This window comes from Accumulibacter sp. (genome assembly GCF_029255145.1).
GTDB lineage: Bacteria > Pseudomonadota > Gammaproteobacteria > Burkholderiales > Rhodocyclaceae > Accumulibacter.
Genome location: NZ_JAPUVQ010000144.1, coordinates 1 through 24,535 on the forward strand (window position 1 = coordinate 1; position 24,535 = coordinate 24,535).

The following is a 24,535-nucleotide window of genomic DNA, read 5'->3' on the forward strand; positions in this document are numbered from 1 at the left end:
CCCATCAAAACCGTCTGGGTCTATCCTCTCGACCGTCACTTCAGACGCGTGCTCTGCGGGTGACCGAGTCCTCTCGACGCCAAGCCAAGCGCATTCACGAGCGCCCAGGTTTATTGAGGAGTTACGGCCTTCCGTTCCGGCAAGGCGTCCGGCGTGTCGCGGTGGCACAGAAGGATCTCCAGCGCGACTTGCGAACGCGGCCAGTTCTTGGTTCTCCGGACGCCTTGTTCAAGGGCGCCTGCTGTTTCCCCAGCTCGCTGGTGTCGCCATCGCTTGCTCCGGGCAGTCATAAGATCGTGGCCGCCATCCCCTCCGCGAGCACCTTGACGACGCTGAGGTATCGACGGTTTCTTCGACGTGCTCGTCGCGTTGACGCGCGATACGCCGACGCCGTTGAGCACCAAGCGGGGCCCCGTTGCCAGTGTCACCGGTACCTGATCCGTCGTTGCTGGCGCCGGTCGTCACCGGACTGGCCGCATTGGCTGTTCGGCGCCGAGGCAGCACGTTCGCTTCGAGCTGACGCCAGCTTCCCGCAACATCGCCGACGCAGGTGCAGGTTCCTGCCAACGGACTAGAGAATGCGTCTGGCCAGCGCCCGGAACATCCCGACCCTGCGGAGGTCGTGCCTGCCTGCGACGCGAACGTGCCCAAACGCAGAAGGTCCCGACCTGACACGCCTACCTCAGGTCTTTCCTTTACCCGCTTCGCGCACCGGACCAGCGCCGTCAGGCGCGAGTTGCGCCGCGCCACCGGCTAGCGGCTCCAGCCCGAGATTCTGCGCATGCTGCAGCACCAGCTCGGTCAGCCGCTCGGCGATCAGGCGGCTACCCTCGGCATTGGGGTGGTTATCCCAAGGCGCAATCCGCAGTGGCGGCAAGTCGCGGCCTTGCCACAGGTCGAGCAGGTCAAAGACCAGCATGCCCGCCGCGGCCGCTTCCCGCAAGGCCGGCACGGCGTGCTCGGGGGCCGGCACAACGTTGTCGAGCGCCAGGAATACCGGCACTGCGCCATGACGGCGGACGCTTTGCGCCATCTCGTCGAGCGTCGCCTGGACGACGCGATCAGCCGAACGGCGCAGGCGTTGATCGGCTTCGACCCAGGGCATCCGTGTCTTCACTCCGGCGAGTTCGACCAGCGATCGGCCGAAATCGAAGGGCACCGGCACGCCGTCGTTGCCCAGCGCGATGGCGCCGGTCTCGTCGAGCACCCGATACAGGCCGGAGAAAGGCGCCTTCTGATGAGCCGCAATGGTCGCCAGCAGGTGGTTGATGGTTGGCGTGGCGAGCAGTGGCGTATCGGTGAACACCACGACATCTGGCTGGAAGCGGAAGACCTTCTCGTCCAGGACCGCGAGTTGCTGGGTCAGCGCATACGCGGCGACGCCGAAGTTGAGGACCTCGACGGTGCGGCCGGGGACGGCCACATCCGAGGCGTTCAGGCGTTGCTCGAGCATCCGGGTGAAGGTGTCGGCGTCGGCGACGCCCGAACCCATCACCAGCGACGGGCCGAGCACCGCGATTCGGTAGACGCCGGCTGGCTTGGCCAGCGTCCGCTCGCGGTCGCGCATGCCCCACGAGTTGGTCGTCAGCGGCTTGTCGGCGAACGCCACGCTCACGTTCGCCGGCATTTCACCACGCAGGAAGTCATCGCGATCACGGTAAGCGCCGGCCTGGCCCAGCGGCACCCAGTGCGCCGGTTTTTGCGCCGTGACATCCCACAACTGCGCGCTCATGCGACTCTGGTTGTCAAGGTTTTCGTAATAGCCCTTCTGTTGCAGGGCCGCATCGCGCGCGTTCAGCGTCGAGCGCTGCACGGCGGCGACGATCGACGCCAGTTGCGGCGCGAGCGGCGCGTACCAGTCGCGCGCGCTCAGCCCGAGCAGGAGTAGCAGCCCGAGCAGCGGGGTCAGGTTCATCCAGCCGAAGCGCGAGGCCGCGGCCGCCTTGCCGGCATCGAGGTTCTGCCAGGGACGGCCGGCAATCGCCAGGGCGAGCACCAGCAAGCCGGCGATCACCAGCAGTTGCTGCGCGGAGGTATGGCTTGCCGCTTTCCACATCAGCAACCAGGTCAGCAGCGACTCGGCGCTCCACAGCGACCACAGCACGCAGATCGCTGAGAAGGTCGCGACGACGCGCCAGGCGAGCGAGAAACTCCAGCGCGTCGCCGCAGCGCCGAGCTTGCGCGGACGCGAGCGCTTCATTTCGCGCAAGGCGCCGACCACCACCAGCGCGCCGAGGAAGCCCCAGAACAAGCCATCCTGCGGTTCGAGCGGAAAGCCGCCGCGCAGCCAGAACCACTGGTACGAGTGCAGCAACCAGGTGCCGGCAAAGACCACGATGGTCGCTCCGACCAGCGCCCGATTGGCGCCGAAGCGTTTCAGCCGGAAGAAGCTGGGGTAGTACACCAGCTTCATCATGAAGTCCTTCCAGTAGATATTGATGCGCCGCCAGAAGTCGGTGAAGCTGGAGGCCAGAAAATACAGATGGTGGGTTTCCGGCAGGCGGAAGCCGAAAAGGTAGAGGATGCCGCAGATCAGGTGGAACTGGCCGGATACCCTGAGGTAGAGCAGGAAGGTTGCCACCAGGAACTGCAGCAGGTCGCCCAGGCTGTGCAGTTCCATCGCGTCGCCGGTCAGGAAGACATAGACGTAGCGGTAGAGGATCAGCTGGATCAGGCCGCGAACGATCCACTTGATGCCCGTTTCGTAGATCGAAACGGCGTCGTGGTCGTAGTAATTGCGGCGAAAACTCAGGTAGTCGACGACCGGAAAGAGCGGGAAGCAGACGTTGGGCAACATGAAGAAATAGGCCAGCGTGCGGGCCACCGTCGGCCGCTTTTCGTCGTGTTCGAGGGCGTGCAGATACAGGGCCAGGCGGAACATGAACATCGATCCGAGGATCGGCCAGATCGCCACCGACCACGGCCCGTGCACGATTTCAGCCCGGAACAGCGCAAACAGCGACGCGGTCAGCAGCAGCAAGACGACGCGGACCGCCAGTCGCCAGGGCAGGTGACAGATGCCGATCAACACCAGGCCGAGCCCGATCAGCCAGGCGCCGTCGGCCAACCCGAAAGCGACCAGGATCGCCGCCAGGGACAGGCCGACGAAGAACCCCAGACGATACGGCATGGGGAGCAGGGCATGGATCACGAAACCGCCGCAACCGAGCGCCATGACATTGAAGAAGGTGCGGCTTTCCAGCTGGTAGCGCGAGATCACGAGCAGCATCAGCGCCAGTTCGACGCAAACCAGCAGCAGTCGCCAATTGCTGCCGGCACGAGCCCGGGTTTCAGCCGCGGGCGGCACAGCGGGCGCGCCAGGCGCCGCCGGAATGGTGAGCGTGGATGGAGTGGTCATGACACTTCCGTTACTGTTGATTCCCTGGCCGGCACGGGTCGACGCATTCATAGCCCCAACCAGCGCCCGATGATGTTGCGCTGCATTTCGCTGGTCCCGGAGTACAGCGTCGAGCCGATCGCGTCGCGCAGCGCACGTTCGACTTCATACTCTTCCATGAAGCCGTAGCCGCCGTGCAGCTGGACGGCATCGAGCGCCGTCCTGACCAGCGATTCGCTGACGAACAGCTTGGTGACTGCGGCGTCGAGCGAGATGCTGCGCGACACCGTCAGTCGCGACGCGGTGCGGTAGACCAGCAGCCGGGCAGCCTCGAGGTGAACCTTCATGTCGGCAATCTTGTGCGCCACGGCCTGGAACTTGCCGATCGCCTGGCCAAATTGCGAGCGTGTTCTGGCGTAGGCAATCGACGTTTCCAGCAGACGCTCGATAGTGCCGACATGCGCGGCAACGAGCAGCGAGCGTTCCCAATCCATCGCCGTGCCGAAGACGCTGGCGCCGCCACCGACGGTGCCGAGCACCGCTTCGTCGGGCAGCAGGGCGTCCTCGAAAACCAGTTCGCCGACCGGCGACGTGCGCAGACCCATCTTGGCGAACTTCTGGCCGGCCGAAAATCCCGCCACCCCGCGGTCGACCAGGAACGCCGTCACGCCGCCGTGGAAGCCCTTGTCGGCGTCGGTGACGGCGAACACGACGACCACGTCGGCCACCGGTCCGTTCGAAATGAAGGTCTTGCTGCCGTTGAGGCGCCAGCCGCCGCCGCTGCGTTCGGCGCGCAGCCGCATGGCGAAGCTGTCTGACCCCGAATCGGCTTCGGTGATCGCGTGCGCGCCGATCAGCGTGCCGTCGCAGAGTCCGCCGAGGTACCTCGCCTTCTGCTCCTCGCTGCCATGCTGCCACACCGGCACCACGCAGGCCAATACATGCGCGCAGATCGAGAACACCAGACCGCCATCGCGGCAGCCGTAACCAAGGGCCTCCAGGGCGATGGCGCAGCTCAGCGGGTCGGCGCCGACGCCACCAAATTCCTCGGGTGCCGGCAGGCCGAGCAGGCCGACCGCGGCGCACTGACGCCACAGCTCGCGCGGGAAGGTCTGCGCCCGGTCGCGCTCGACGACTTCGTGGTTCAGTTCGCCGCGGGCAAACTTGACGATGCTGTCGCGCAGCAACTTCTGCTCGCTGGTGAGGTTGAAGTCCATCAGGGTAGCTCCTTCAGGCGCTGGTAGTCGACCTTGTCGGTCGAGGTCTTGGGCAGGCTGTCGAGCCAGGTGAACTTGTCGGGGATCATGTACAGCGGCAGGTTCTCGGCGCAGAAGCGCTTGATTTCGATCAGCGACGGCCGCTTGGCCTCGTCGCTGCTCAGGAAGGCGGTGATGCTCAAGCCGTCCTGTTCGTCGGCGAAGGCCAGTACCGCCGCTTCCTTGACCTTGGCGTGGCGGTACAGGCCCGCCTCGATCTCACCCAGCTCGACCCGGTAGCCTCGGCGCTTGACCATCCGGTCGCGGCGGCCAAGGTAGGTGTAGCAAGCGTCGTCGGCCTCGGTCACGATGTCGCCGGTGCGATACCAGGCGTTACCTTCGCGGTCGGTGAAAAAGCCCTTGCTGGTCTGCTCGGGCAGCGCCCAGTACCCGCGCATCACAGCGGGCCCGGCGATGCACAGCTCGCCTTCGCTGCCGTGGGCGACCGGTGCGCCGTTTTCGTCGAGCACCCGCGCACGCAGGTGCGAGCAGACCTGGCCGATCGGGTAAGGCGTGTTGCGTTCAGCCGGCACCGGCAGGGGTACTTCGTGCCAGGTGCAGACATTGGTCTCGGTCGGACCGTAGAGGTTGTAGTAGCGCGGCGCTGGCCACAGCTCGGTGAGCGCACGCAGATGCTTGACCGGAAACACCTCGCCAGCGAACAGCACCTGCCGCAAGGCGCCGTAGTCGTGGCTGGCGAGGCTGCCGAACTGCGCCAGCAGGGCGAGGATCGACGGCGCCGAGTACCAGATCGAGATGCGCTCGCCGGCAATCAGCTGCGCCAGCCGCGGCGCATCCTTGCCGATGTCCTCGCCGATCAGCACCAGCGTCGCGCCGTGCTTCAGGCAGACATGAATATCGAGGATCGACAGGTCGAAGTGAAACGGCGCGTGCGAAGAGAAGCGATCGGCTGCGGTCGGAGAAAAACTCTCCGAGCACCAGTCGACAAAGCTGACGGCATTTTCGTGCGAGAGCATGACGCCCTTGGGTTTGCCGGTCGACCCCGAGGTGTAGAGGATGTAGGCCAGGTCGTCGGCGTCGCTGCGCACGCTGCCAACGCGGGCTGCGCTGGTGCTCTGCTCCGCGGCAGCGAGCGCGGCGCCCAGTCCGGCTCCGCCAGGCAGCGACCCGTCAACCGCAATCACCGCCGGAGCGGCATCCAGATCGGCGAGCGCGGCGGCAAGCTTGTCGGCCAGTTCTGCTTCAACCACCACCGCCTTGACCGCGCAGTTGTGGAGGATGTACGCGCCGCGCGCCACCGGTGCGCCGGGGTCGACCGGCACGTAGGCTGCGCCTGCTTTGAGCGCACCCAGCAGCGTTGCCACCGAGGCGATCGACTTGCGCAGGTAGATGCCGACGCGGTCGCCACGGCTGACGCTGAGCGCGGCCAGCCGGTCGCGCAGGCGATCGGACAGGGCGTCCAGCTGGCCATAGCTGATCGTGCCCTGACCGGGCTCGACCACCGCCACCGCCTGCGGGCTTTGCCGCGCGCTGGCGATGAACGCGTCATGCAGGCAGGTGTTGGCGTTCATTACGCCACCGACGGATTCTTGGATCGGACCAGCCGCACGATGCTGGCCAGATTGTCGAGGTTTTCCTTGTCGACTTCGTGGGGCGCGAAGTTCACGCTGTACTGCTCCTCGACGAACATCACCAGCTTGAGGGTGGCGATCGAATCGAGAATGCCGCCGCTGATCAGGGGCGTTGTCTCGGTCAGTTCGTCGGGGTCTTCGCCGGGAAGGAATTCCTCCATGATGAAGGTCTTGATTTTCTGCATCAGCTCGTCGGACATGGGTTGGCTCCTGAATGGGTTGGGGGGTGAAGATCGTAGCACTGCTTCCACTACCCTGCAGCCAGTGTATCGAGGAAGGCGGCCGACGATCGTGGCAAACATCACAGCTGTAGTCACGGCCTGCGTCATTTCGGGCCCGCTGTCCCGGTCCGCTGCGACACCTTCGATGACGGCCAGAACGTTCTCAAGAGGGTCCCCCCGGAGCCTGTTAGCGAGGCCGTGACGGGTACGCTCGAAATCGGCTCTGGACTTGAACCGGACGAAGCCAATGGCTAATTGACGGCGATCGCATCGCTGGCGCCGGCTAAGGGCTGGCGAGTTGTCCCGGGTGCGGACGCGAGAGACGCTCAGTACTTTACCCGCGCGAAATAGGTCTTCTGCGACGCTTCGATCGCCTGCCGCAGGGTGACAATCCCCATCTGGGCCAGCAGCGGCAGCATCTTCAGGAACACTTCAGCGGTGGCGAGGGCGTCGCCGAGCGCGCTGTGCCGCCCTTCGATGGTGATCCCCAGACGTTCGGCAATCCTTTCCAGCTGGTGCGAGTCCTGATTGGCGTGCAGCACGGCCGACAGCAGCAGGGTGTCGAGAACCGGCTGGCTGAAGACGACGCCGGTACGCTCTTCCTTCAGTTGCAGGAAGCGCATGTCGAAGGCGGCGTTGTGAGCGACCAGGACGGTATCGGCGCAGAAATCGTGGAAGGCCGGCAAGACGGCATCGATGTTCGGCTGGCCGCGCACCATGTCGTCGGTGATGCCGTGGATGCGCACTCCTTCGGGGCGCAACAGGCGCTCCGGGTCCACCAGTTCATCGAAGTTTTCCTGGCGCAGCATGCGGTTGTTGACAATGCGGACGGCCCCGATCTGGATGATTTCGTCGCCCTCCGCGGGTTCCAGGCCGGTGGTCTCGGTGTCGAACACGGTGTAGCTCAGATCCACCAGCGGGCGGTCGAGATCAATGCTCTGATCGCTGAAGTCGAAAAGGTCGAAGTCGTAATATTCCGGGCGTACGTCGCTTTCTTCGGCAGTCTCCGCGGCGGTCACCGTCTCGGGGATGGCGATCGGCAGGACCAGCCGGAAGAAGTCCCGATGAGCGGCCTTGTCGCGCTCGTACCAGACCTCTCCGCCATGGCGGTCAATGACGTCTCGCAGCGACAGCGGTGACGTTTCCGCGCCAACTTGCATCGGTTCGGTTTCCCAGGTGTAGAAGGTTTCCGACGACATCGAGTGACCGGCCCAGATGATATCCAGGTAAGCGAGGTTGCCGAACGGTTGCAGGCGGAAGCGCAATTCCTTGATCTGATAGTGTTCCAGCAGGCGGAACGCCAGCCCGCAGATGGAAAAGACCAGCGAGAAGCTTTCGGCGCGCAGCCACAGCGCTTCGTCAATTTCTTCCGTCTTGCTCGGCAGCGCCAGTTTTTCCTCGATGCGGCGCTGGGCGGCGGCGATGATATCGATGCCCAGTACGTCTTCGAGCGGCCAGCGCGTTTTCAACGAATCGGCAAACTCGCTCATCGTCTGATCCAGTCGCTGGCTCATGCGCTCGACCTCGTCAGCGATGATGCCGACAAAGCGCTCGCGTACCGTTGCTTCCATGTCCGGGTAGTCCAGCAGGTTGCCGACGGCTACCCGGATGTTGGCCAGGCTGCCGCGGCTGCCGTCGGTCAGCGACTGCAGCACCTGATCGCGGCGTGATTCCTGTTCCAGGCTGCGGGTGATGTTCTCGACGGTGAGCACGTAGCCGCTCATTTCTCGTGTCGACGACTCGTCGCCGATGGCCAGTACCGGCACCAGCTGCACCCGCAGAAGCTGGCCGCCGCGCGCGCTGGTGACGAAGTTGGCGATTGCTGCGCCGGAACCCTTGTGCAGACGCTGGCGAACGACTTCCAGCGCGTGATCGATCTGACTACGTTCGAGGATCGAGAAGATCGACCGCCCGAGGCCGATCAGCGCCCCCCCGGCGACGGCCGTGCTGCCTTGGGCCAGGGCGCGAAACTGCAGTCGGGCGCGGCTGTTGTAGAGCAGGATGCGGCCATCGAGATTGCAGACCACCACTGCTTGCGCCAGCTCGGACATCAGCGCTGCCAGGCGGTTCTTTTCTTCCTCCAGAGAGGCTTTGGCGGTCGCGATCTGCTTGTCGACGTCGTCCATCAGGCCGTCGCGCTGCTGTGCCAGATCGTTGGTCGCCGCCGCCAGTTGCCGGACTTCCGGGGGGCCTTCGGGAACGACCCGGAAGTTGCGGTTGGCGGTCAGCATCAGGCGCAGGCTCTCGCCCATCTTGAGCAAACCCTGAACGTATTGGCGGAACAGGTAGCGGATGACCAGCAGGCCGACGATAAAGCCGAAAGTGGTCATCGTCGCACCGAGTGTCAGGTGCGGGACGATCAGCTGCACGAGCAGCGCGCGCTCCGGGGCCTTGGCCCCGGCCCAGATCAGCAGCGCGGTGATGACAAAGGGCCCGGTCATCAGCAGACCAAGGATCACAACGGATATTGCGAAACGGATGCGTGCGTTCATTTGCGGGACCTTTTCTCGCGGCTGCGCGGCGGCTGTGCTGGTACTCGTCACCCCCGTCGCGGTACGGTGTGCGTTTCCCCGGGAATCCCCCGGCCAGGAGGCGAGGCAGAAGCTTAGCCGACTGATACCGGAAAAGGGCAGATCGGAAGAACTGGAAGCGCCTTGGCAGACCGAAGGAAAGCGCAGCAGGGGCTGCGCAGCTGCCGCCAACTGCGCGTTGTCGCGCCGGGTCGATGTCGGTGCTCCGCGGCGGTTTGCCGGCAAACGATTATGGCGAGCTTGCGGCAGAGCGGTGCGGCGACAGGATGCTTCCGATGGACGTCGTTGTACGTTCTTCGAACAGGCGCTCCAGGCGCAGGTCGAGTTCCACTTCCAGCGACAGCGTGCGCAGGGCGGTAGCCGGCGACGAACCCGAGGTGAACTTCAGCGTCTTGACCGAGCCGTCGACCTGGTAGCCACCGGCCGTCCACGAGAAACCGGCGCCGCGGGCCAACTCGTCGCGATTCATCACCAACACCGACAAGGCCAGCGCGAAAGCGACTTCGGTGCTGCCGGCGTCGGCTCCGGCGACTTGCATCGTCAGCTTGTGCAGCATCTTCAAACGCGTCGCGGTGGCCACGACGCCGTACATGACGTGCAAGTGGTGGCAACCTGCGAGACTCCTGCCGGCGCCCGGAACAACCGAGAAAGAAGCCGGGTCGGCGGGGTTCCAGGCGACTTCCGCATTCCTCAGGGCCAGCAGGTCGCCGTTGCCCGAGCGCAGGTAGACCCGTTTCGGGCTGGCGCACGGTGGTCGCGTCAGCGAGTGCGGGCCGGCCGGCGCGCTCGGGTCGAAGGCCAGCTCATCCACCGCGTCCTCGGGGCCGGACTCGCTGGCGATGGGATCTGCCGACAGCCGATCGAAGTCCCAGGTGTCCGCTGAAAACGTCGCCTCAGCCGAACCGGGCCCGGCGAACAGCGATGGCAGTTCTTCTTGCAGCAGTTTGACGATGGCGTTTTCGAGGGCGAGCAACATTGCGGACTGGTTCGCAGAATAGGAAAGCGGGAAGCGGCAAGCACGCTGCGCAAGTGATGACCATCGGGTTCGCGACCGCTGCACGCAGCCACCAGACCGGGTCAACCCGACGACGAGATGAAATCAAGAGCCGCCGGTCACCCGCAGCAGGCGACTATCCCAGAATTGGTATACCGAGTCAAGTTCGGAACAGGACGCCTGTCGTGGCCTTGTACTTGCCTGAAAACATGGGCTTACGCCACGAGGCGGGCAGCCTTTCGAGAGCGCGTGGCGATCAGGGAGCGTCGTCTGCGCTCGACGACGCGGCAATTCCGGGGAACCGTGAACTAGTTCATAACCCGCGGCGGCCGGTCTGCGCAATGCTTCGTGCCGACGGCGAGTCACGGTGGAACAGGCCCTGGTTAGTGGGCCTGTCCCGCGCTCACCTTTCCGACGACAAACTGGAGTGGCAGCGCACCATGAACAGAAGCATCTCCCGCACGATCGCCTTCCTGGGCGTGTTTGCCAGCATGTCGGCCACTGCCATCACGGTCGACGGAAATCTAGCCGACTGGGGAGTGAATCCGCATACTTGGGCGCCGTCGGCCGGCGTCGGCTCAATCATCCATTCGACGATCGATGACCAGATCGGCAGCGGCAACTACCGCCTGGGTCCCGGCTGGGGCGGACAAGCCTACGATGCAGAGGCTCTCTACGCGACCATTGCAGGCAACAGGTTGTACATCGCCCTGGCCACCGGTCACAATCCGCGGACGCCGAACCAGCCCGCTGCGAACAGCTACGGCGTCGGCGACTTCGCCATCGACTTCGGAAAGGACGGCAGCTTCGAAGTCGGGATCAATATCAAGCACGTGGTCAGTGCGAACGGCGGCGGGTATACCTACGAGAGCTTCGGCGTCGAAGGTGGCGTCTACCAGACCGTGTCTCCGGGGAACTGGGCTTACGGTCTGTGGGACGTCAACGGAACGTACACCAACCCGAGCAGCGGTTCTTACGCGCCAGATACAAGGCATCCAACCCACCTTACCGGCGGTACATTGCTGGGACTGGCGCAACTGGCCTACACCACCACCCCGGCCAAGGGCTATGGTGGCAGCCCGAACGATGATCACTACTTCTACGAAATCGGTGTCGACCTGGCTTATCTGACGGCCGCCGGCTGGAATCGGCGCGACGCTTTCAACATCCACTGGACGGAGAATTGCGCCAATGACAGCATCGTGGTGGACCCGCCTTCGCTGGTGTCGGAGCCGGGTACGCTGGCACTGCTTGGCCTGAGCCTGCTGGCACTGGTCCGGCGTGGCAGGAAGAAGGGCGGAGCGAGTTGATCCAGGGTGGTGGGCAGCAAACAGGGAGCGGGCGCCCTTGTGCCCCTTTGCCTACCGATCTCGGGTCTTGGCGAGATGCCGCTGCGTGTCAGCCGTTGCCGTTGTCGAGGAAGCTGCGCAACTTGTCGGAACGTGACGGGTGGCGCAGTTTGCGCAGCGCCTTGGCTTCGATCTGCCGAATCCGCTCGCGGGTGACGTCGAACTGTTTGCCGACCTCCTCAAGCGTGTGATCGGTATTCATTTCGATGCCGAAGCGCATTCGCAGGACCTTGGCTTCGCGCGGCGTCAGCGTGTCCAGCACGTCCTTGGTAATGAAACGCAGGCTCGAGTAGAGCGCTGCCTCGGTTGGTGCGAGCGTCGCCTGATCCTCGATGAAGTCCCCCAGGTGCGAATCGTCGTCGTCGCCGATCGGTGTCTCCATCGAAATCGGCTCCTTGCTGATCTTCAGGATCTTGCGGATCTTCTCTTCCGGCATCTCCATCTTCTTGGCCAGCGTCGCCGGGTCGGCTTCAAGGCCGGTCTCCTGCAGAATCTGCCGTGAAATGCGGTTCATCTTGTTGATCGTCTCGATCATGTGCACCGGGATACGGATGGTGCGTGCCTGGTCGGCGATCGAGCGGGTGATCGCCTGGCGAATCCACCACGTGGCATAGGTCGAGAATTTGTAGCCGCGCCGGTATTCGAACTTGTCGACGGCCTTCATCAGGCCGATATTGCCTTCCTGAATCAGGTCGAGGAACTGCAGGCCACGGTTGGTGTATTTCTTGGCGATCGAGATCACCAGCCGCAGGTTGGCTTCGGTCATCTCGCGTTTGGCGCGTCGCGCCTTGGCTTCCCCGGTAGACATCTGCTTGTTGATGTCCTTGAGTTCCTTTAGCGGAATGCCGATACGGTCCTGCAAGGCGAGCAGCTTCCGCTGCTCCTCTGTGATGTTCGGTGCATTGCGTGCCAGGATCGCTGCGTAAGTCTTGCCGGCGGCCGCGATTTCGGCGTCCACCCAGTCGATGTTCAGCTCGTTGCCGGGGAAGACCTTGATGAAGTGCTGGCGCGGCATGCGTACGGTATCGACGCAGATCCGCTGGATCCGGCGCTCGCAGCTCCGCGCTTCGTCGACCATGGCGCGCACTGCGTCGCACAGGCGCTCGATGGTCTTCGAGGTGAAGCGAATGCCCATCATCGCGTCCGAAATCTGCTCCTGGAGGCGCAGATAGGCCTTGTCCTGAGAGGACTTCCTGAGCAGCAGCGCCTGCGCCTGGGTGTTGTACGCGCGGATCACTTCAAGGCGTTCGAGGCTCTCGGTCTTGAGCTTGAGCAGCGACGCCGCCGCGGCAGCGCCAGCGGCGGCCGCGGCGTTGTCCTCGTCGTCATCATCGTCACTATCGTCATCGTCGTCCACGCTGGCGTCATCGTCTTCGACGAGCTCTTCAGCGACGTCCTGACCCTCCGGAGTGATCAGCCCATCGATCAATTCCTCGATGCGCATTTCGTCGCGGGCGATCTTGTCCGCACAGCTGAGGATCTCGGCGATCGTTGTCGGGCACGCGGAGATCGCCTGAATCATGTGCTTGAGGCCGTCCTCGATGCGCTTGGCGATTTCGATCTCGCCTTCCCGGGTGAGCAATTCCACCGAACCCATTTCACGCATGTACATGCGCACCGGGTCGGTGGTCCTGCCGAACTCGGAATCGACGGTTGATAGAGCCTGTTCAGCCTGCTCTTCGACATCCGCGTCGTCCGCGCCGGCGGCCGGCGCGGCGTCCGACATGAGGAGTGTTTCTGCATCGGGCGCCTCGTCGTAGACCTGGATGCCCATGTCGTTGAAAGTGCTGATGATGCTCTCGATCTGTTCGGCGTCAACGACATCGTCCGGCAGATGGTCATTGATTTCGGCGTAGGTCAGAAAACCTCTTTCCTTGCCGAGCTTGATCAGCGTCTTCAGACGCGTCTTGCGCGTCTCATCGTCGATCGGTGCGGGCTGACTCCCGACCTGTGCCAACAGATCGGCCGCTGCTTTCGCTTTCGCCACCTTCGTAGTTACCGCCTTTTCCCTTGCCATGACCATATCCCGGATAGCGTTATACTGGAAAAACTCTAAATTCTATCACAGCTTAGCTGGCCTGCCTGGATCGGGCGCGCGCACTGAGCGCCTGCAGGTATTGCTGCTTTTCTTGACTGGACAAGCCGCCGACGCCGCATTTCTGGACCTTGTCCTGGAGCAGCGCGAAAGCGCGCTTTTGCTGGCCGTCGAGCAATTGGCTGACGGCGCCTGCGAATTCGGCATCGACCTCGTCTTCGGCAAAGGGCTGTTGCATTAGTTCAGCTGCCGCCTCGTGCAGCATGCTTTCGTCTTCGCTGCCGCGCAGTCTTTCGAGCAAGGCCGGATAGCGCAGCCCGGCCGCGCCGGCGGCGGCGATCGTCCTGCACAGCAGGCAGATCGCGCGAGCCTCGATCGAGTTGGCGGGCAGCAGCTCAAGTGGTAAGCGCGGCGCCAACTCCGGTTTCTGCAGCAGCAGGCGCAACAGGGGGCGGAGCAACGACGGCGCCCGTCGCGGCGCGCGCGCCGGCGCCGGCCGCGCGATCGGCCGCAGCCCACACAGGCGCTCGATCTCGGTTTGCGAAAAAGCGCTGGCCTCGGCCAGGCGTTTGACCAGTTGCAGCCGCAGCAAAGGCGATTGCATCCGGCCGAGCAGCGGCCTGGCGTCGGCGACCAGTCGGGCGCGGCCTTCGGCGCTGCCAAGGTCGCAAGGCCTGGCGAGTTCGCGCAGCAGGAAATCGGAGAGCGGCGTTGCCTCGTCGATCAACCGCTGGAACGCGTCGCCACCGCGCGCGCGCACCACACTGTCGGGGTCTTCGCCCTGAGGCAGCAGGACAAAGCCGATACTTTTCTGCTCCGGGAGAACTTCGAGGCTGTTCTCCAGGGCGCGCCAGGCGGCCTTGCGGCCGGCGTCATCGCCGTCAAAGCAGAACACCACTCGCCCAGCCTGGCGCAGCAGTTTTTGTACCTGCGTGGCGGTGGTGGCGGTGCCCAGCGTCGCCACCGCGTTGCCTATGCCATGCTCGGCCAGGGCGACGACATCCATGTAGCCCTCGACCACCATCACCGTGTCACGGTCGCGGATCGCCGCGCGCGCCTGCGGCAGACCAAACAGCTCGCGGCCCTTTTCGAACAACGGTGTTTCGGGCGAGTTCAGATACTTTGGCTCGCCGCCGCCAAGCACCCGGCCACCGAAGGCGATCACCTCGCCCTTCTGGTTGGCGATCGGGAACATCACCCGCTCGCGAAAACGGTCGTAGAGACGCCCCTGCTCGTTCTTGATGACCAGGCCCGCCAACTGCAACTCGGGAGCGCTGTAGTCGGTTACCGCGGCCGCGAGGCTTTGCCAGCCGTCCGGCGCATAGCCGATGCCAAAGCGGCGGGCAACTTCACCGCTGACGCCCCGTTCCTTGAGGTAGGTGATTGCCGTCTCGGAGCGCTTCAGTTGCTCGCAGTAGAACTTCGCCGCTTGAGCCATGGTTTCGGCGAGCGCCCTGGGCTGCGGACCGTGCCGGGCTGCCTGGCCTTGATCATCGGGAAGCTGCAGGCCGCAGCGCGCGGCGAGTTCCTTGATCGCGTCGACGAAGCCGGCGCCCGAGTACTCCATCAGGAACCCGATCGCGCTGCCGTGGGCGCCGCAGCCAAAGCAATGATAGAACTGCTTGCTAGGGCTGACCGTAAACGAGGGCGATTTCTCGCTGTGGAACGGGCAGCACGCCGCGAAGTTGGCGCCGGTCTTCTTCAACGGCACAAAGCCGTCGATCAGTTCGACGATATCAATTCGATGGAGCAGGTCCTGAATGAACGAGTCAGGGATCATCCAGTTCCCCTTCCGGCTGACAGCCGCTGGGCGTGTTGCGGACGTTCAGGCGCCGGCGAGCCGGGTTTTCACGAGCCGCGCAACCTCGCTCATGTCTGCCCGTCCCGCCAATCGCGGGCGGAGTGCGCTCATCACCCTGCCGATGTCGCCAGGGCCGGTGGCGCCCGTTTCGGTGATCGCGTCGACCAGGGCTGCGGCAACTTCTTCCGCGGAAAGGCCCGCGGGCAGGTAGCCGCAGAGCAGATCGGCTTCGAAACGTTCGGCGTCGGCCAGGTCGTTGCGTCCTGCCGCGGCAAATTGCGAAATCGAATCGCGGCGCTGCTTGAGCATCTTGTCGATGACCGCCAGGACAGCCGCGTCATCAAGCTCGATACGCTCGTCGACCTCGCGTTGTTTGATCGCCGCCAGCAGCAGACGAAGGGCGCTGAGCGTTTTCGCCTCACGCGCGCGCATAGCCGACCGGACGTCGTCGTTGATACGCGTTTTGAGGTTCATCGCGAGCTCCTTGCTGATCTACGGCGATACTGCATGGGGGCCGATGGCGGTCATTGGCGACCGCTATTCCAGAAACGGCAACAGCCGCCAATCGTCAGAAAGGCGGCCGTTTACGCGTTCGGGGGACGCTTCTAGAACAGCTTCGGAGGCAGGGTCTGGCTACGCATCCGCTTGTGATGGCGCTTCACCGCTGCCGCCAGTTTGCGCTTGCGCTCGGCGGTGGGCTTCTCGTAGAACTCACGAGCTCTCAGCTCGGTCAGCAGGCCGGTCTTCTCGACAGTACGCTTGAAGCGTCGGATGGCGACTTCGAACGGCTCATTTTCCTTGACGCGAATGGCGGGCATAGACTCATTCCAAGTTCAAAATTGGCGTGATACAGCTTAGCCGTGCATTATAAACACAGTGGCGGTGAAACGCCAAGCGACTGTTGCAGATTTCGGGGCTAGCGCGGGCAGTCGGTCGCGCCATCCGGAAACATGGCGCCAGCCATCACCCAGAGCCGCGGGCTGGCGAACCGCCGACCCTATCCGCCGGCCCGCTTGACGGTGAAGCCATCCTTCCTGAGATACTCGATCACCCGCTCGCAGTGATCGCCTTGCACTTCGATCACGCCGTCCTTGACCGTGCCACCCGACCCGCAGGCGGTCCGCAAGCCCTTGCCAAGTACCGCGAGGTCCACCGGATTGAGCGCGGCATCGCGGATCAGCGTCACCGTCTTGCCGCCCCTCCCCCTGGTTTCGCGGCTGACCCTCAGCACGCCGTTACCCTGGCCAGCGCTGGCGGCTGTGGCACACGAACACTCGGCCAAGGCTTGGCGGCAGCTGGGGCACATACGGCCACCGTCGGTGGAATAGACGAGCCCCCCGACACCTGATTTACGCATCGCTACCTCTCTTCGTCATGGGCCACAGGCCAGAAACCGCCAGACCCTTGCCGGGCAAGGGGCGCGCTTCGTCCTTATCCCTCACGAGGTTTCAAAGACCGCCAGCCACAGCGCGCCGACCGCTGCGATGCGGCGGCTGACCGAGGCCCGTTCGACGCGCGCCCGACGGCCGGCGTTCAAGCGCAGGACGTGCTGCATGCGGCGAAACTCGCGGTAAGCGTCGCGCGCCGGGTCGGCCAGCTCGACCGCAATCAGGCCAAGTTCGGCGGCGATCCCAAGCAAAGCGATGTTGCCGAGGTTGCCGCACAAGCGGGCGTGCGCATGGGCGTGGCCGAGGATCAGGTACTGGACGATGAACTCGACGTCGATCAGGCCACCACGATCGTGCTTGATATCGAAGTCTTCTTCACTGCGCGAGCCGTGCTCGTCGAACATCCGCCGGCGCATGGTCAGGACTTCCTCCCTGAGCGTGGCCAGATCGCGCGGCTGCCGCAGGATCTCGATGCGGATCGCCTCGAACTGCGCGCCCACCGCCGGGTCGCCGGCACAGAAACGGGCGCGCGTCAGCGCCTGGTGTTCCCAGACCCAGGCGTGCCGGAGCTGATAGTCGCGAAACGCCTTGATCGGCGAAACAAGCATTCCCGACTCGCCGTTCGGCCGCAGCCGCAGGTCGACTTCAAAGAGCATCCCGGCCGAGGTGCGGCTCGACATCCAGGTACTCATGCGCTGACCCAGGCGGGCGTAGAGTTCTCCGGTCCCGTCTTGCGGGTCGTCGTGCAGGTAGACCAGGTCGAGGTCGGAGGCGAAGCCCAGTTCCTTGCCGCCGAGCTTGCCGTAGGCGATGACCGCGAAGCGTGGCGGCTGCCCGGGATCGGGATGACGTTCGCGCAAGCGCCGCCAGCAGAGGTCCATCGTCGTCTGTACCATGATGTCGGCGAGTTGGCTGAGGCGGTCGGCCAGATGCTCGACCGTGTGCAGGCCGGCGATATCCTGCGCCAGGAAGTGAAAGACCTGCGCGTGGTGCGTTTCGCGCAGGATGTCCATCTCGCGCTCGGTGTCATCGAGATGCTGCGCCAGCCGCGCCTGTAGTTCGTCGCGAAATCCCTGCCAGTCGGTGGTGACGTCGAAGATCCGCGAGTCCAGCAGCTCGTCGAGCAGGATCGGGTGGCGGGTCAGGTAGTCGGCCGCCCACGACGAGCTGCCAATCAGGTCGGCGAGCTGGGTCAGCGCCTGTGGATACTGCTGCAGGAGCGCCAGGTAGGCGCCACGCCGGCTGATCGTTTCCAGGAAGTCGAGGCCGCGCCGCCAGGTCGCGTCAGGCGTACCGGTTGCTGCAGCGGCATCGATCAGACGCGGCCCGAGGGCATCGAGGCGCTCGCGGTTGCTGGCCGGCAACTGCAGGTAACGGCTACTCTGGCGGAAGCTGCGCAAACGTTCGAGCATCGCTTGCGGCTGGCGAAAGCCGAGCGTCGCCAGGCGTTCGAGCGCATCGTCGCCGGCGGCCACTTCTTCCCAGATGGCGAGCAGCGGGTGCGCGCCTTCCGCTGGCTCGGAGAAGACTTCTTCGAAGCAGCGCGAAACGATCGCCCGATGCCCATCGAGGACCGCCGCAAAAGCCGGCCAATCGGCAAAGCCCATCGACCTGGCAATCTGCAGTCGGTCCTGGCCGTTGCCCGGCAGACGGTGCGTCTGGGCATCGTTGACGTACTGCAAGCGGTGTTCGAGACGGCGCAGGAAGTCATATGCACCCGCCAGCTCGCGCTCGTTCTCGGCTGGCAGCAGGCGACGCTCGGCAAGCAGTGCCAGAACCGTCAGCGTCGGCCGCGCTTGCAGCGCCGGGTCGCGACCGCCCCGAATCAGCTGGAAGACCTGCGCCATAAACTCGATTTCCCGGATGCCCCCGGGCCCCAGCTTGATGTGCTCGGCCATCTCCTTGCGCGCCACCTCGCGGCGGATTTGCGCGTGCAGGTCGCGCATCGCGTTGATCGCCCCGAAGTCGAGATACTTGCGAAAGACAAAGGGGCGACTGATGTCCTGCAGCGCCCGCAGCCATTCGGCCTGCAGGTTGACGCCCTGGTTCAGTACCCGGGCCTTGATCCAGGCGTAGCGCTCCCATTCGCGGCCTTGCGTGATGAGATACTGCTCCAGCGAGTCGAGCGAGCAGACCAGCGGTCCGGAGTCGCCGTTTGGCCGCAAGCGCATGTCCACCCGAAACACCCGCCCATCTTCGGTGAGCTCGCCCAGGGCACCGATCAGGCGTTTGCCGAGCCGCTGGAAAAAGTCGTAGTTGTCGATCCGGCGGCCGCCACCACCGGCGGTCTGTCCCTCCTCCGGGTAGATGAAGATGTAATCGACGTCCGAAGAGACGTTGAGCTCGCGCCCGCCAAGCTTGCCCATGCCGATCACCAGCAGGCGTTGCGGCTGCCCCCGGCTGTCCAGCGGCTCGCCGAACTGCGCGCTCAGTTGTCGATGGACGAAGTCGAGTGCCCAGTTGGTGCTCAGATCGGCGAGCACGGTCATGCTCTCGACGACTTCGCCGAGGCTGGCCGCGCCGCCCAGATCGCGCACGATCAGGGTGCTCATCACCCGCTGGCGAAGGCGGCGCAGCGCGCTCTTCATTTGTTCGTCGGTACTGCTCGGTTGGCCGGCCAGGAAATCGCTCATCTGCTTGGCGCCGAGCGCCTGCGCCTGGGTCTCGCCGAGCCAGCTGCCGATCTCGGGGCGGGTGACGAGCAGGTTGCGCAGGTAATGACTGTGCGCCTGCGCTGCCGGCCACGGTGCGTCGAGCGCCTGTGCACCGGGATCGGGCGTGGCATTGGTTGCATTGCTTGTCTTGATGGTTGGGTCCATGCTTGTCTCAGTTCTCTGGCCGTCGGGCCGACACCGTGCCGCTGCCGCTGAACGCCGGCGGCAAAGCCGTTACAATGGGCGCTTCAAGCTGCATGCACCTTTTCCCGCTGCGGAGTTGACCACTCATTTGACCGCTCGCCTTTCGTCCTGGACACCGCATGATTACCAGCGCCGCAGCGTCACACCCTGCCGACCCTGTCGATTCCCGGCCCGACTCCGGTGGCCGGGACATCGTCGCGGCGGCTGGCGGCGGCAATCGTCCAGCGCTGCCGACATTCTAGTGACGGCCCGCCGCTATTGGCAAAGGTATCCGGGTGGCGACCTGCTGTGATGCGTGCGGAGGAACTGCGCCCGGCGCTCTACCATCGCTTCCACTATCTCCTGCCGTTTCTCGCGCACCCGCTGGCGGGCAAAGTCTGGCGGCTCGGCGTGCGCGCTTTCTGGCTGCTCTATTTCGCCTTCGTGCTGCTGGTTCTGGCGCTTCGCTATCTGGTACTGCCGAACATTGATAGCTATCGAACTGAAATCGAGGACCGGGTCGGCCGCGCCATCGGGCTATCGGTCAGCATCGGGCGAATCGAGGCCAGTTGGGACGGGCTGAACCCGGATCTGATTCTCTCCGACGTACTCATCGCCGACCGGCAAGGCCAGCCGGCGCTGGCCTTCATTCGCGTGCACAGCGTTCTCTCATGGTCGTCGATACCGCGACTGTCACTGCGCCTGCGTTTGCTACAGATCGACGAGCCGACCCTGCATCTGCGACGCGACAGGGACGGCCGTTTCTACGTCGCCGGCATCGCCATCGATCAGAACGCCGGCGACGGAGATGTCGGCGACTGGGTGCTGGCGCAGAAGCGCATTCGTGTCAGCGGCGCGACGGTGGTCTGGGAAGATGCCGAACGCGCCGCGCCGGCGCTGATTCTCGAAGATGTCAACTTTGGCCTGGACAACAATGGCCGCCGGCACCGCTTCGGGCTGACCGCATTGCCGCCCGCGGAGCTGGCGGCGAAAATCGACCTGCGCGGCGACTTCCACGGCCGGCGTCTCGACGATGCCCAGTCATGGACTGGGAAAGCCTTTGTCCAGATCGACTACGCCGACCTCGCCGTCTGGCGCACCTGGATCGATTATCCGGTTGCGCTGCCGTATGGTCGCGGCGCGGTGCGCGCCTGGGCTGACTTTGCGGAAGGCGGTTTGCAGGAACTGACGGCGGACCTCTCGCTCGACGATGTCAATCTGCGGCTGGCGAAGGACCTGCCGGCGCTTGAGCTGGCACGTATGAGTGGCCGCGTCGGCGCCCGCTTCACGCCCGCCGGGACCCGCCTCGACGGGCGCCGCGTCGAGCTGACAACGCGCCCGGCAGACGCCGGGCGCGCGGGTTCGCCGGAGCAAATTCGCGTCGAGCCAACCGATTTTCACCTTGACTGGCAGCGCCAGGCGGGCAGCACTGCGGTGCGCGGCAGCGCCACCGCCAGCGTGCTGGAACTCGGCGCGCTGGCCGGTCTCGCCGCGCACCTGCCACTGGATGCCGGGTCGCGCCAGTTGCTCAGCGCCTTTGCGCCGCGTGGCCAGGTCAGCCAGCTGCGCGTCACCTGGGAGGGCAACGCCGAGGGCTTGCAGGCCTACGCGCTGAAAGCGCGTTTCGACCACCTCGCACTGAAAGCCAAAGGTGCCTTTCCGGGTGCCTCGGGGCTTTCCGGCCTGGTCGATGCCAGCGAACATGGGGGGAGCGCGACCCTTGATTCGAAGGCGGTGAGCATCGATCTACCACTGGTTTTTCCGGAGTCCTCGATCGCGCTTGACACGCTGAAGGTTCAGACCAGCTGGAAGATCAACAGAGGCGTCCTCGATGCCGAGCTGTCGAGCATGGAATTCACCGGGTCTGACGCCGCCGGTTCTGCACGCGGGACTTTCCGCCATGCTGCTGACGGGCCCGGGCGCATCGACCTGACGGCGGCGCTGACCCGTGCCGACGCGCGCGCCGTCTGGCGCTACCTGCCGGCGGCGATCAATGCCGACGCCCGTCACTGGGTTCGCGATGCATTGAAAGCCGGGGCGGCCAGCGAAGCACGACTGGTGCTCAAAGGCGACCTGGCGAATTTTCCTTTCCTAGACCCGAAGCAGGGGCAGTTCCTGGTCACCGTCAAGGCCAACGACGTGACGCTCGACTATGGAACCGGCTGGCCGGAGATCAGGGACCTCGACGCCAATCTGCGTTTCGAAGGCTCGGGGATGGTCGTCGACGCCAGACGCGGGTCGATTCTCGGCGCCAGGCTCACGCGGACGCGGGCGGAAATACCCGATTTCGACGCGCCGGTGTCCACCCTGAAGGTCAAGGGCCGTGCCGACGGAGATACGGCCGAGTTCCTGAAGTTCATCGCCGACAGTCCGGTGGCCGACCAGATCGACCATTTCACCGACGAGATGAGCGCCAGCGGCAAGGGCCGCCTCGATATCGGCCTGGTGATTCCGCTTGAGGAGGCTCGGCTTGGCGACTCGAAAATCGACGGGAGCTATGCCTTTCTGGCCAACGAAGTGACCGTCGATCGCTCGCTGCCGCCCTTGCGGGAGCTCAGCGGACGCCTGCAGTTCTCGGAGAAGGACCTGCACGTACCAGAGATCAAGGCCACGCTGTTCGGTGGCCCGGTGACCATCAAGGGTGGGGCGGACGGGGGCAAGGTTCGGGTCACGGTCGACGGCAGCGTCGGCGTCGACGAGTTGCGCCGACGGGTCGACCTGCCGCTGCTCGACAGCGTGACCGGAAGCACCGCCTATCGCGCCAGGATCAGCGTCAGGAAGCGTCAGGTCGAACTGGAGCTTGACTCGGACCTGGTCGGCATCGCGTCCACCCTGCCGGCACCTTTCGCCAAGACCGCCAGCGAAGCCATGCCCTTGCACCTCGACAACCTGCTGCTACCACCGGCCTCACCGCTTTCGCCGGCGCCGGCGAATGCGCAAGCGGCGGTGCGCAGTCAGTTGCGCGCCACTCTGGGCAGCGTCGCCAGCATGCAGCTGATCCAGCGCAAGCTGGGCGATGAGCGTTCGATCGAGAGCGCGGCGATCGCCATCGGCCGACCAGCGAAGCCCTTGCCGGATAGCGGCATCGTCATCGGCGTCAGCACCCGATTGCTCGACGTCGACTACTGGCGAAAGACCCTCCGCGGTCGGCGCAAGAGCGGTGACCCCGGGTCGGCGTCCCCCGCTGCTGGCACCTTGCCGGTCTCGGTCGATCTCAAGGCCGACGAAGTCGTCGTCTCGGGCTGGCACTACACCGACGTCACGCTGGGCGTTGCCGGGGTGAATCCCGTCTGGCGTGCGAAGCTGCTGTCGCGTGAGGCCGCTGGCACATTTCGCTGGGACGGGGAAGGTGCCGGCAAGCTGACCGCACGACTGCAGACGTGGCAACTTCCCGGAAAGAGCGACCAGCCCGTCGAGGCAATCCAGCCAGGCGACGCCCTGCAGGAGTTGCCGGCTCTCGACATCGTCGTCGACGAATTTGCCGTCGGCGTCCGCCGCTTCGGACGCCTCGAAGTGCAGGCCCATAATGACGGCGGAATCTGGCGGCTCGACAAGGTCGAGCTGCTCAACCCCGCAGCGCGGTTCTCGGGGACGGGGCAGTGGCAGGTCGCCAAGGGCAACCGAACCCAGATCGACTTCGTCCTCGACAGCACCGACGTCGGCAAGCTCCTCGAACGGCTGGGCTATCCCGGGACCGTACGAAGCGGCAAAGCCAACATGCAGGGCAAGCTTGGCTGGAGCGGACCGCCGGAGGGTCTGGACTACGCCACCCTGAGCGGCGAGATGAAGCTCGCGGCGAGCAACGGCGAATTCCTCAAGCTGGACCCCGGCGCGGCCGGCAAGCTGCTCGGGCTGATCAGCCTGCAGGGCCTGCCGCGCCGATTTTCGCTTGATTTCGGCGACGTCTTCAGCCAGGGTTTCGCCTTCGACAGCATCAACGGCAAGATGACCTTGAAAAACGGGCTGATGCGTACCGACCGGCTGCAGATCGATGGACCCGGCGCCAGCGTGGTGATGCGCGGCGAGGCGGATCTCAAGAACGAAACGCAGCACCTCAACGTCAGCGTGCAGCCCGAACTGGGTGGTAGCGCGGCACTGGGCGTCGCCGTCCTCAACCCGCTCGCTGGCGTCGCCACACTGCTGGCGCACAAGGTGCTGCAGAATCCACTCAACAAGATGTTCAGTTTCGAGTACCTGGTCACCGGCAAGTGGGACGACCCCAAGGTCGAAAGAGTTTCCGGAGGCGCCGCATCGTCCCCGCCAGCGACAGCGGTGCCCGGATCACCCGCTGCTCCAGCGAGCACTTCCCAGAATCCAACCGGAGCGAGCAATGAGCCCACCAAGCAGTGACTTGCCACGCGACTTGCCGAATGCCGCCACGCTGCGCGTCGGGGCGGTACAGATGGTGTCGACGCCACGCGTCGACGAGAATTTGCGGAGCGCCGCAAAGCACATCGCCGAAGCCGTGGCTCAGGGCGCGCAGTTGGTCGCCCTGCCCGAGTACTTTGCGATCATGGGCATGAGCGATGCCGACAAAGTGCGCGTGCGCGAGAATGACGGTTGCGGGCCGATCCAAGACTTTCTCGCGGCCAGCGCGCGCGAGCACGGGATCTGGCTGATTGGCGGCTCACTGCCGCTGCGCGCCGGCAGCCCGGACAAGGTGCTCAATTCGAGTGTCGCCTACGATCCACAGGGCCAGCGGGTGGCGCGTTACGACAAGATCCACCTGTTCGGTTTCCGGCAGGGTGCCGAATCCTACGACGAGAGCGCGACCATCGAGCCCGGCAACCAGCCAGTGGCTTTCGCCACTTCCTTTGGCCGGGTCGGTCTGTCGATCTGCTACGACCTCAGATTCCCGGAGCTTTATCGAGCGCTGGGTGTCACAGAGCTGCTGGTGATTCCGGCGGCGTTCACCGAGACCACCGGCCGGGCGCACTGGGAAATACTGCTGCGGGCGCGGGCGATCGAGAATCAGTGCTATGTGCTGGCCGTGGCGCAGGGTGGACGCCACGAGAACGGCCGCGAAACGCACGGCAACAGCATGCTGATCGACCCCTGGGGCGAAATCCTCGACCGCAAATCGAAGGGACCGGGAATTGTCATCGGAGACCTGCAGCGGGAGCGCGTCGCCGCGGTCCGCAGCAGTCTGCCGGCACTCAAGCACCGCGTCATGTGACGCTGTGTCGTCACCGTC

General features: G+C 64.8%; 15 protein-coding genes. 3 read left to right on the top strand and 12 right to left on the bottom strand.

Features of this window, described 5'->3' with window-relative positions; genetic code table 11:
- Positions 1-682: 682 nt before the first annotated feature.
- The 6 genes from Q1L50_RS17850 to Q1L50_RS17875 form a co-directional block, all read right to left on the bottom strand.
- Positions 683-3,358, bottom strand: a complete 2,676-nt coding sequence (locus Q1L50_RS17850; protein WP_300341413.1) for a hypothetical protein — start codon at positions 3,356-3,358, stop codon at positions 683-685.
- 47 nt (positions 3,359-3,405) lie between these two features.
- Positions 3,406-4,554, bottom strand: a complete 1,149-nt coding sequence (locus tag Q1L50_RS17855) for an acyl-CoA dehydrogenase family protein (protein WP_300341415.1) — start codon at positions 4,552-4,554, stop codon at positions 3,406-3,408.
- The gene (locus Q1L50_RS17860; protein WP_300341416.1) at positions 4,554-6,125 is read right to left on the bottom strand and encodes an amino acid adenylation domain-containing protein; all 1,572 of its coding nucleotides are present in this window, start codon (positions 6,123-6,125) and stop codon (positions 4,554-4,556) included. The genes Q1L50_RS17855 and Q1L50_RS17860 overlap by 1 nt, the downstream gene beginning before the upstream one ends.
- The gene (locus tag Q1L50_RS17865) at positions 6,125-6,385 is read right to left on the bottom strand and encodes an acyl carrier protein (RefSeq protein ID WP_300341418.1); all 261 of its coding nucleotides are present in this window, start codon (positions 6,383-6,385) and stop codon (positions 6,125-6,127) included. The genes Q1L50_RS17860 and Q1L50_RS17865 overlap by 1 nt, the downstream gene beginning before the upstream one ends.
- 347 nt (positions 6,386-6,732) lie before the next feature.
- Complete coding sequence (locus Q1L50_RS17870; protein WP_300341419.1) at positions 6,733-8,898, bottom strand: exonuclease domain-containing protein; 2,166 nt, start codon at positions 8,896-8,898, stop codon at positions 6,733-6,735.
- A gap of 268 nt (positions 8,899-9,166) precedes the next feature.
- Complete coding sequence (locus tag Q1L50_RS17875) at positions 9,167-9,913, bottom strand: hypothetical protein (protein WP_300341421.1); 747 nt, start codon at positions 9,911-9,913, stop codon at positions 9,167-9,169.
- A 458-nt stretch (positions 9,914-10,371) separates the two neighbouring features.
- On the opposite strand from Q1L50_RS17875, the gene Q1L50_RS17880 reads away from it, so the two are divergent.
- Positions 10,372-11,241, top strand: coding sequence for a PEP-CTERM sorting domain-containing protein (locus tag Q1L50_RS17880; protein WP_300341423.1), 870 nt, complete (start codon positions 10,372-10,374; stop codon positions 11,239-11,241).
- Between the two features lie 88 nt (positions 11,242-11,329).
- Here the strand turns inward: Q1L50_RS17880 and rpoD are convergent, their stop codons facing one another.
- From rpoD to glnE, 6 genes are all read right to left on the bottom strand, one after another.
- The gene (gene rpoD, locus Q1L50_RS17885; protein WP_300341425.1) at positions 11,330-13,297 is read right to left on the bottom strand and encodes an RNA polymerase sigma factor RpoD; all 1,968 of its coding nucleotides are present in this window, start codon (positions 13,295-13,297) and stop codon (positions 11,330-11,332) included.
- 52 nt (positions 13,298-13,349) lie between these two features.
- Positions 13,350-15,095 (bottom strand): DNA primase, encoded by a 1,746-nt coding sequence (gene dnaG, locus Q1L50_RS17890; RefSeq protein ID WP_300341427.1) that lies wholly within the window; start codon positions 15,093-15,095, stop codon positions 13,350-13,352.
- Between the two features lie 45 nt (positions 15,096-15,140).
- A complete protein-coding gene (locus tag Q1L50_RS17895) occupies positions 15,141-15,590 on the bottom strand; it encodes a GatB/YqeY domain-containing protein (protein WP_300341428.1) in 450 nt (149 codons plus the stop codon).
- A 131-nt stretch (positions 15,591-15,721) separates the two neighbouring features.
- On the bottom strand, positions 15,722-15,934 hold the full coding sequence (gene rpsU / locus Q1L50_RS17900; RefSeq protein WP_042334924.1) for a 30S ribosomal protein S21: 213 nt from the start codon (positions 15,932-15,934) through the stop codon (positions 15,722-15,724).
- 179 nt (positions 15,935-16,113) lie between these two features.
- The gene (locus Q1L50_RS17905) at positions 16,114-16,473 is read right to left on the bottom strand and encodes a translation initiation factor Sui1 (protein WP_300341429.1); all 360 of its coding nucleotides are present in this window, start codon (positions 16,471-16,473) and stop codon (positions 16,114-16,116) included.
- Between the two features lie 81 nt (positions 16,474-16,554).
- Entirely contained in the window at positions 16,555-19,323 is a 2,769-nt protein-coding gene (glnE, locus tag Q1L50_RS17910) for a bifunctional [glutamate--ammonia ligase]-adenylyl-L-tyrosine phosphorylase/[glutamate--ammonia-ligase] adenylyltransferase (protein ID WP_300341431.1), read from the bottom strand.
- 330 nt (positions 19,324-19,653) lie between these two features.
- On the opposite strand from glnE, the gene Q1L50_RS17915 reads away from it, so the two are divergent.
- Entirely contained in the window at positions 19,654-23,691 is a 4,038-nt protein-coding gene (locus Q1L50_RS17915; protein WP_300341433.1) for a YhdP family protein, read from the top strand.
- The gene (locus Q1L50_RS17920) at positions 23,672-24,517 is read left to right on the top strand and encodes a carbon-nitrogen hydrolase family protein (protein WP_300341435.1); all 846 of its coding nucleotides are present in this window, start codon (positions 23,672-23,674) and stop codon (positions 24,515-24,517) included. Before Q1L50_RS17915 ends, Q1L50_RS17920 begins: the two co-directional genes overlap by 20 nt.
- Positions 24,518-24,535 lie beyond the last annotated feature (18 nt).

Coding starts and splice junctions, on each gene's coding strand:
- Q1L50_RS17870 (WP_300341419.1), bottom strand. CDS start 8,898: ATGAACGCACGCATCCGTTTCGCAATATCCGTTGTGATCCTTGGTCTG.
- Q1L50_RS17905 (WP_300341429.1), bottom strand. CDS start 16,473: ATGCGTAAATCAGGTGTCGGGGGGCTCGTCTATTCCACCGACGGTGGC.
- Q1L50_RS17850 (WP_300341413.1), bottom strand. CDS start 3,358: ATGACCACTCCATCCACGCTCACCATTCCGGCGGCGCCTGGCGCGCCC.
- dnaG (WP_300341427.1), bottom strand. CDS start 15,095: ATGATCCCTGACTCGTTCATTCAGGACCTGCTCCATCGAATTGATATC.
- glnE (WP_300341431.1), bottom strand. CDS start 19,323: ATGGACCCAACCATCAAGACAAGCAATGCAACCAATGCCACGCCCGAT.
- Q1L50_RS17865 (WP_300341418.1), bottom strand. CDS start 6,385: ATGTCCGACGAGCTGATGCAGAAAATCAAGACCTTCATCATGGAGGAA.
- Q1L50_RS17860 (WP_300341416.1), bottom strand. CDS start 6,125: ATGAACGCCAACACCTGCCTGCATGACGCGTTCATCGCCAGCGCGCGG.
- rpoD (WP_300341425.1), bottom strand. CDS start 13,297: ATGGCAAGGGAAAAGGCGGTAACTACGAAGGTGGCGAAAGCGAAAGCA.
- rpsU (WP_042334924.1), bottom strand. CDS start 15,934: ATGCCCGCCATTCGCGTCAAGGAAAATGAGCCGTTCGAAGTCGCCATC.
- Q1L50_RS17875 (WP_300341421.1), bottom strand. CDS start 9,913: ATGTTGCTCGCCCTCGAAAACGCCATCGTCAAACTGCTGCAAGAAGAA.
- Q1L50_RS17895 (WP_300341428.1), bottom strand. CDS start 15,590: ATGAACCTCAAAACGCGTATCAACGACGACGTCCGGTCGGCTATGCGC.
- Q1L50_RS17920 (WP_300341435.1), top strand. CDS start 23,672: ATGAGCCCACCAAGCAGTGACTTGCCACGCGACTTGCCGAATGCCGCC.
- Q1L50_RS17880 (WP_300341423.1), top strand. CDS start 10,372: ATGAACAGAAGCATCTCCCGCACGATCGCCTTCCTGGGCGTGTTTGCC.
- Q1L50_RS17855 (WP_300341415.1), bottom strand. CDS start 4,554: ATGGACTTCAACCTCACCAGCGAGCAGAAGTTGCTGCGCGACAGCATC.
- Q1L50_RS17915 (WP_300341433.1), top strand. CDS start 19,654: ATGCGTGCGGAGGAACTGCGCCCGGCGCTCTACCATCGCTTCCACTAT.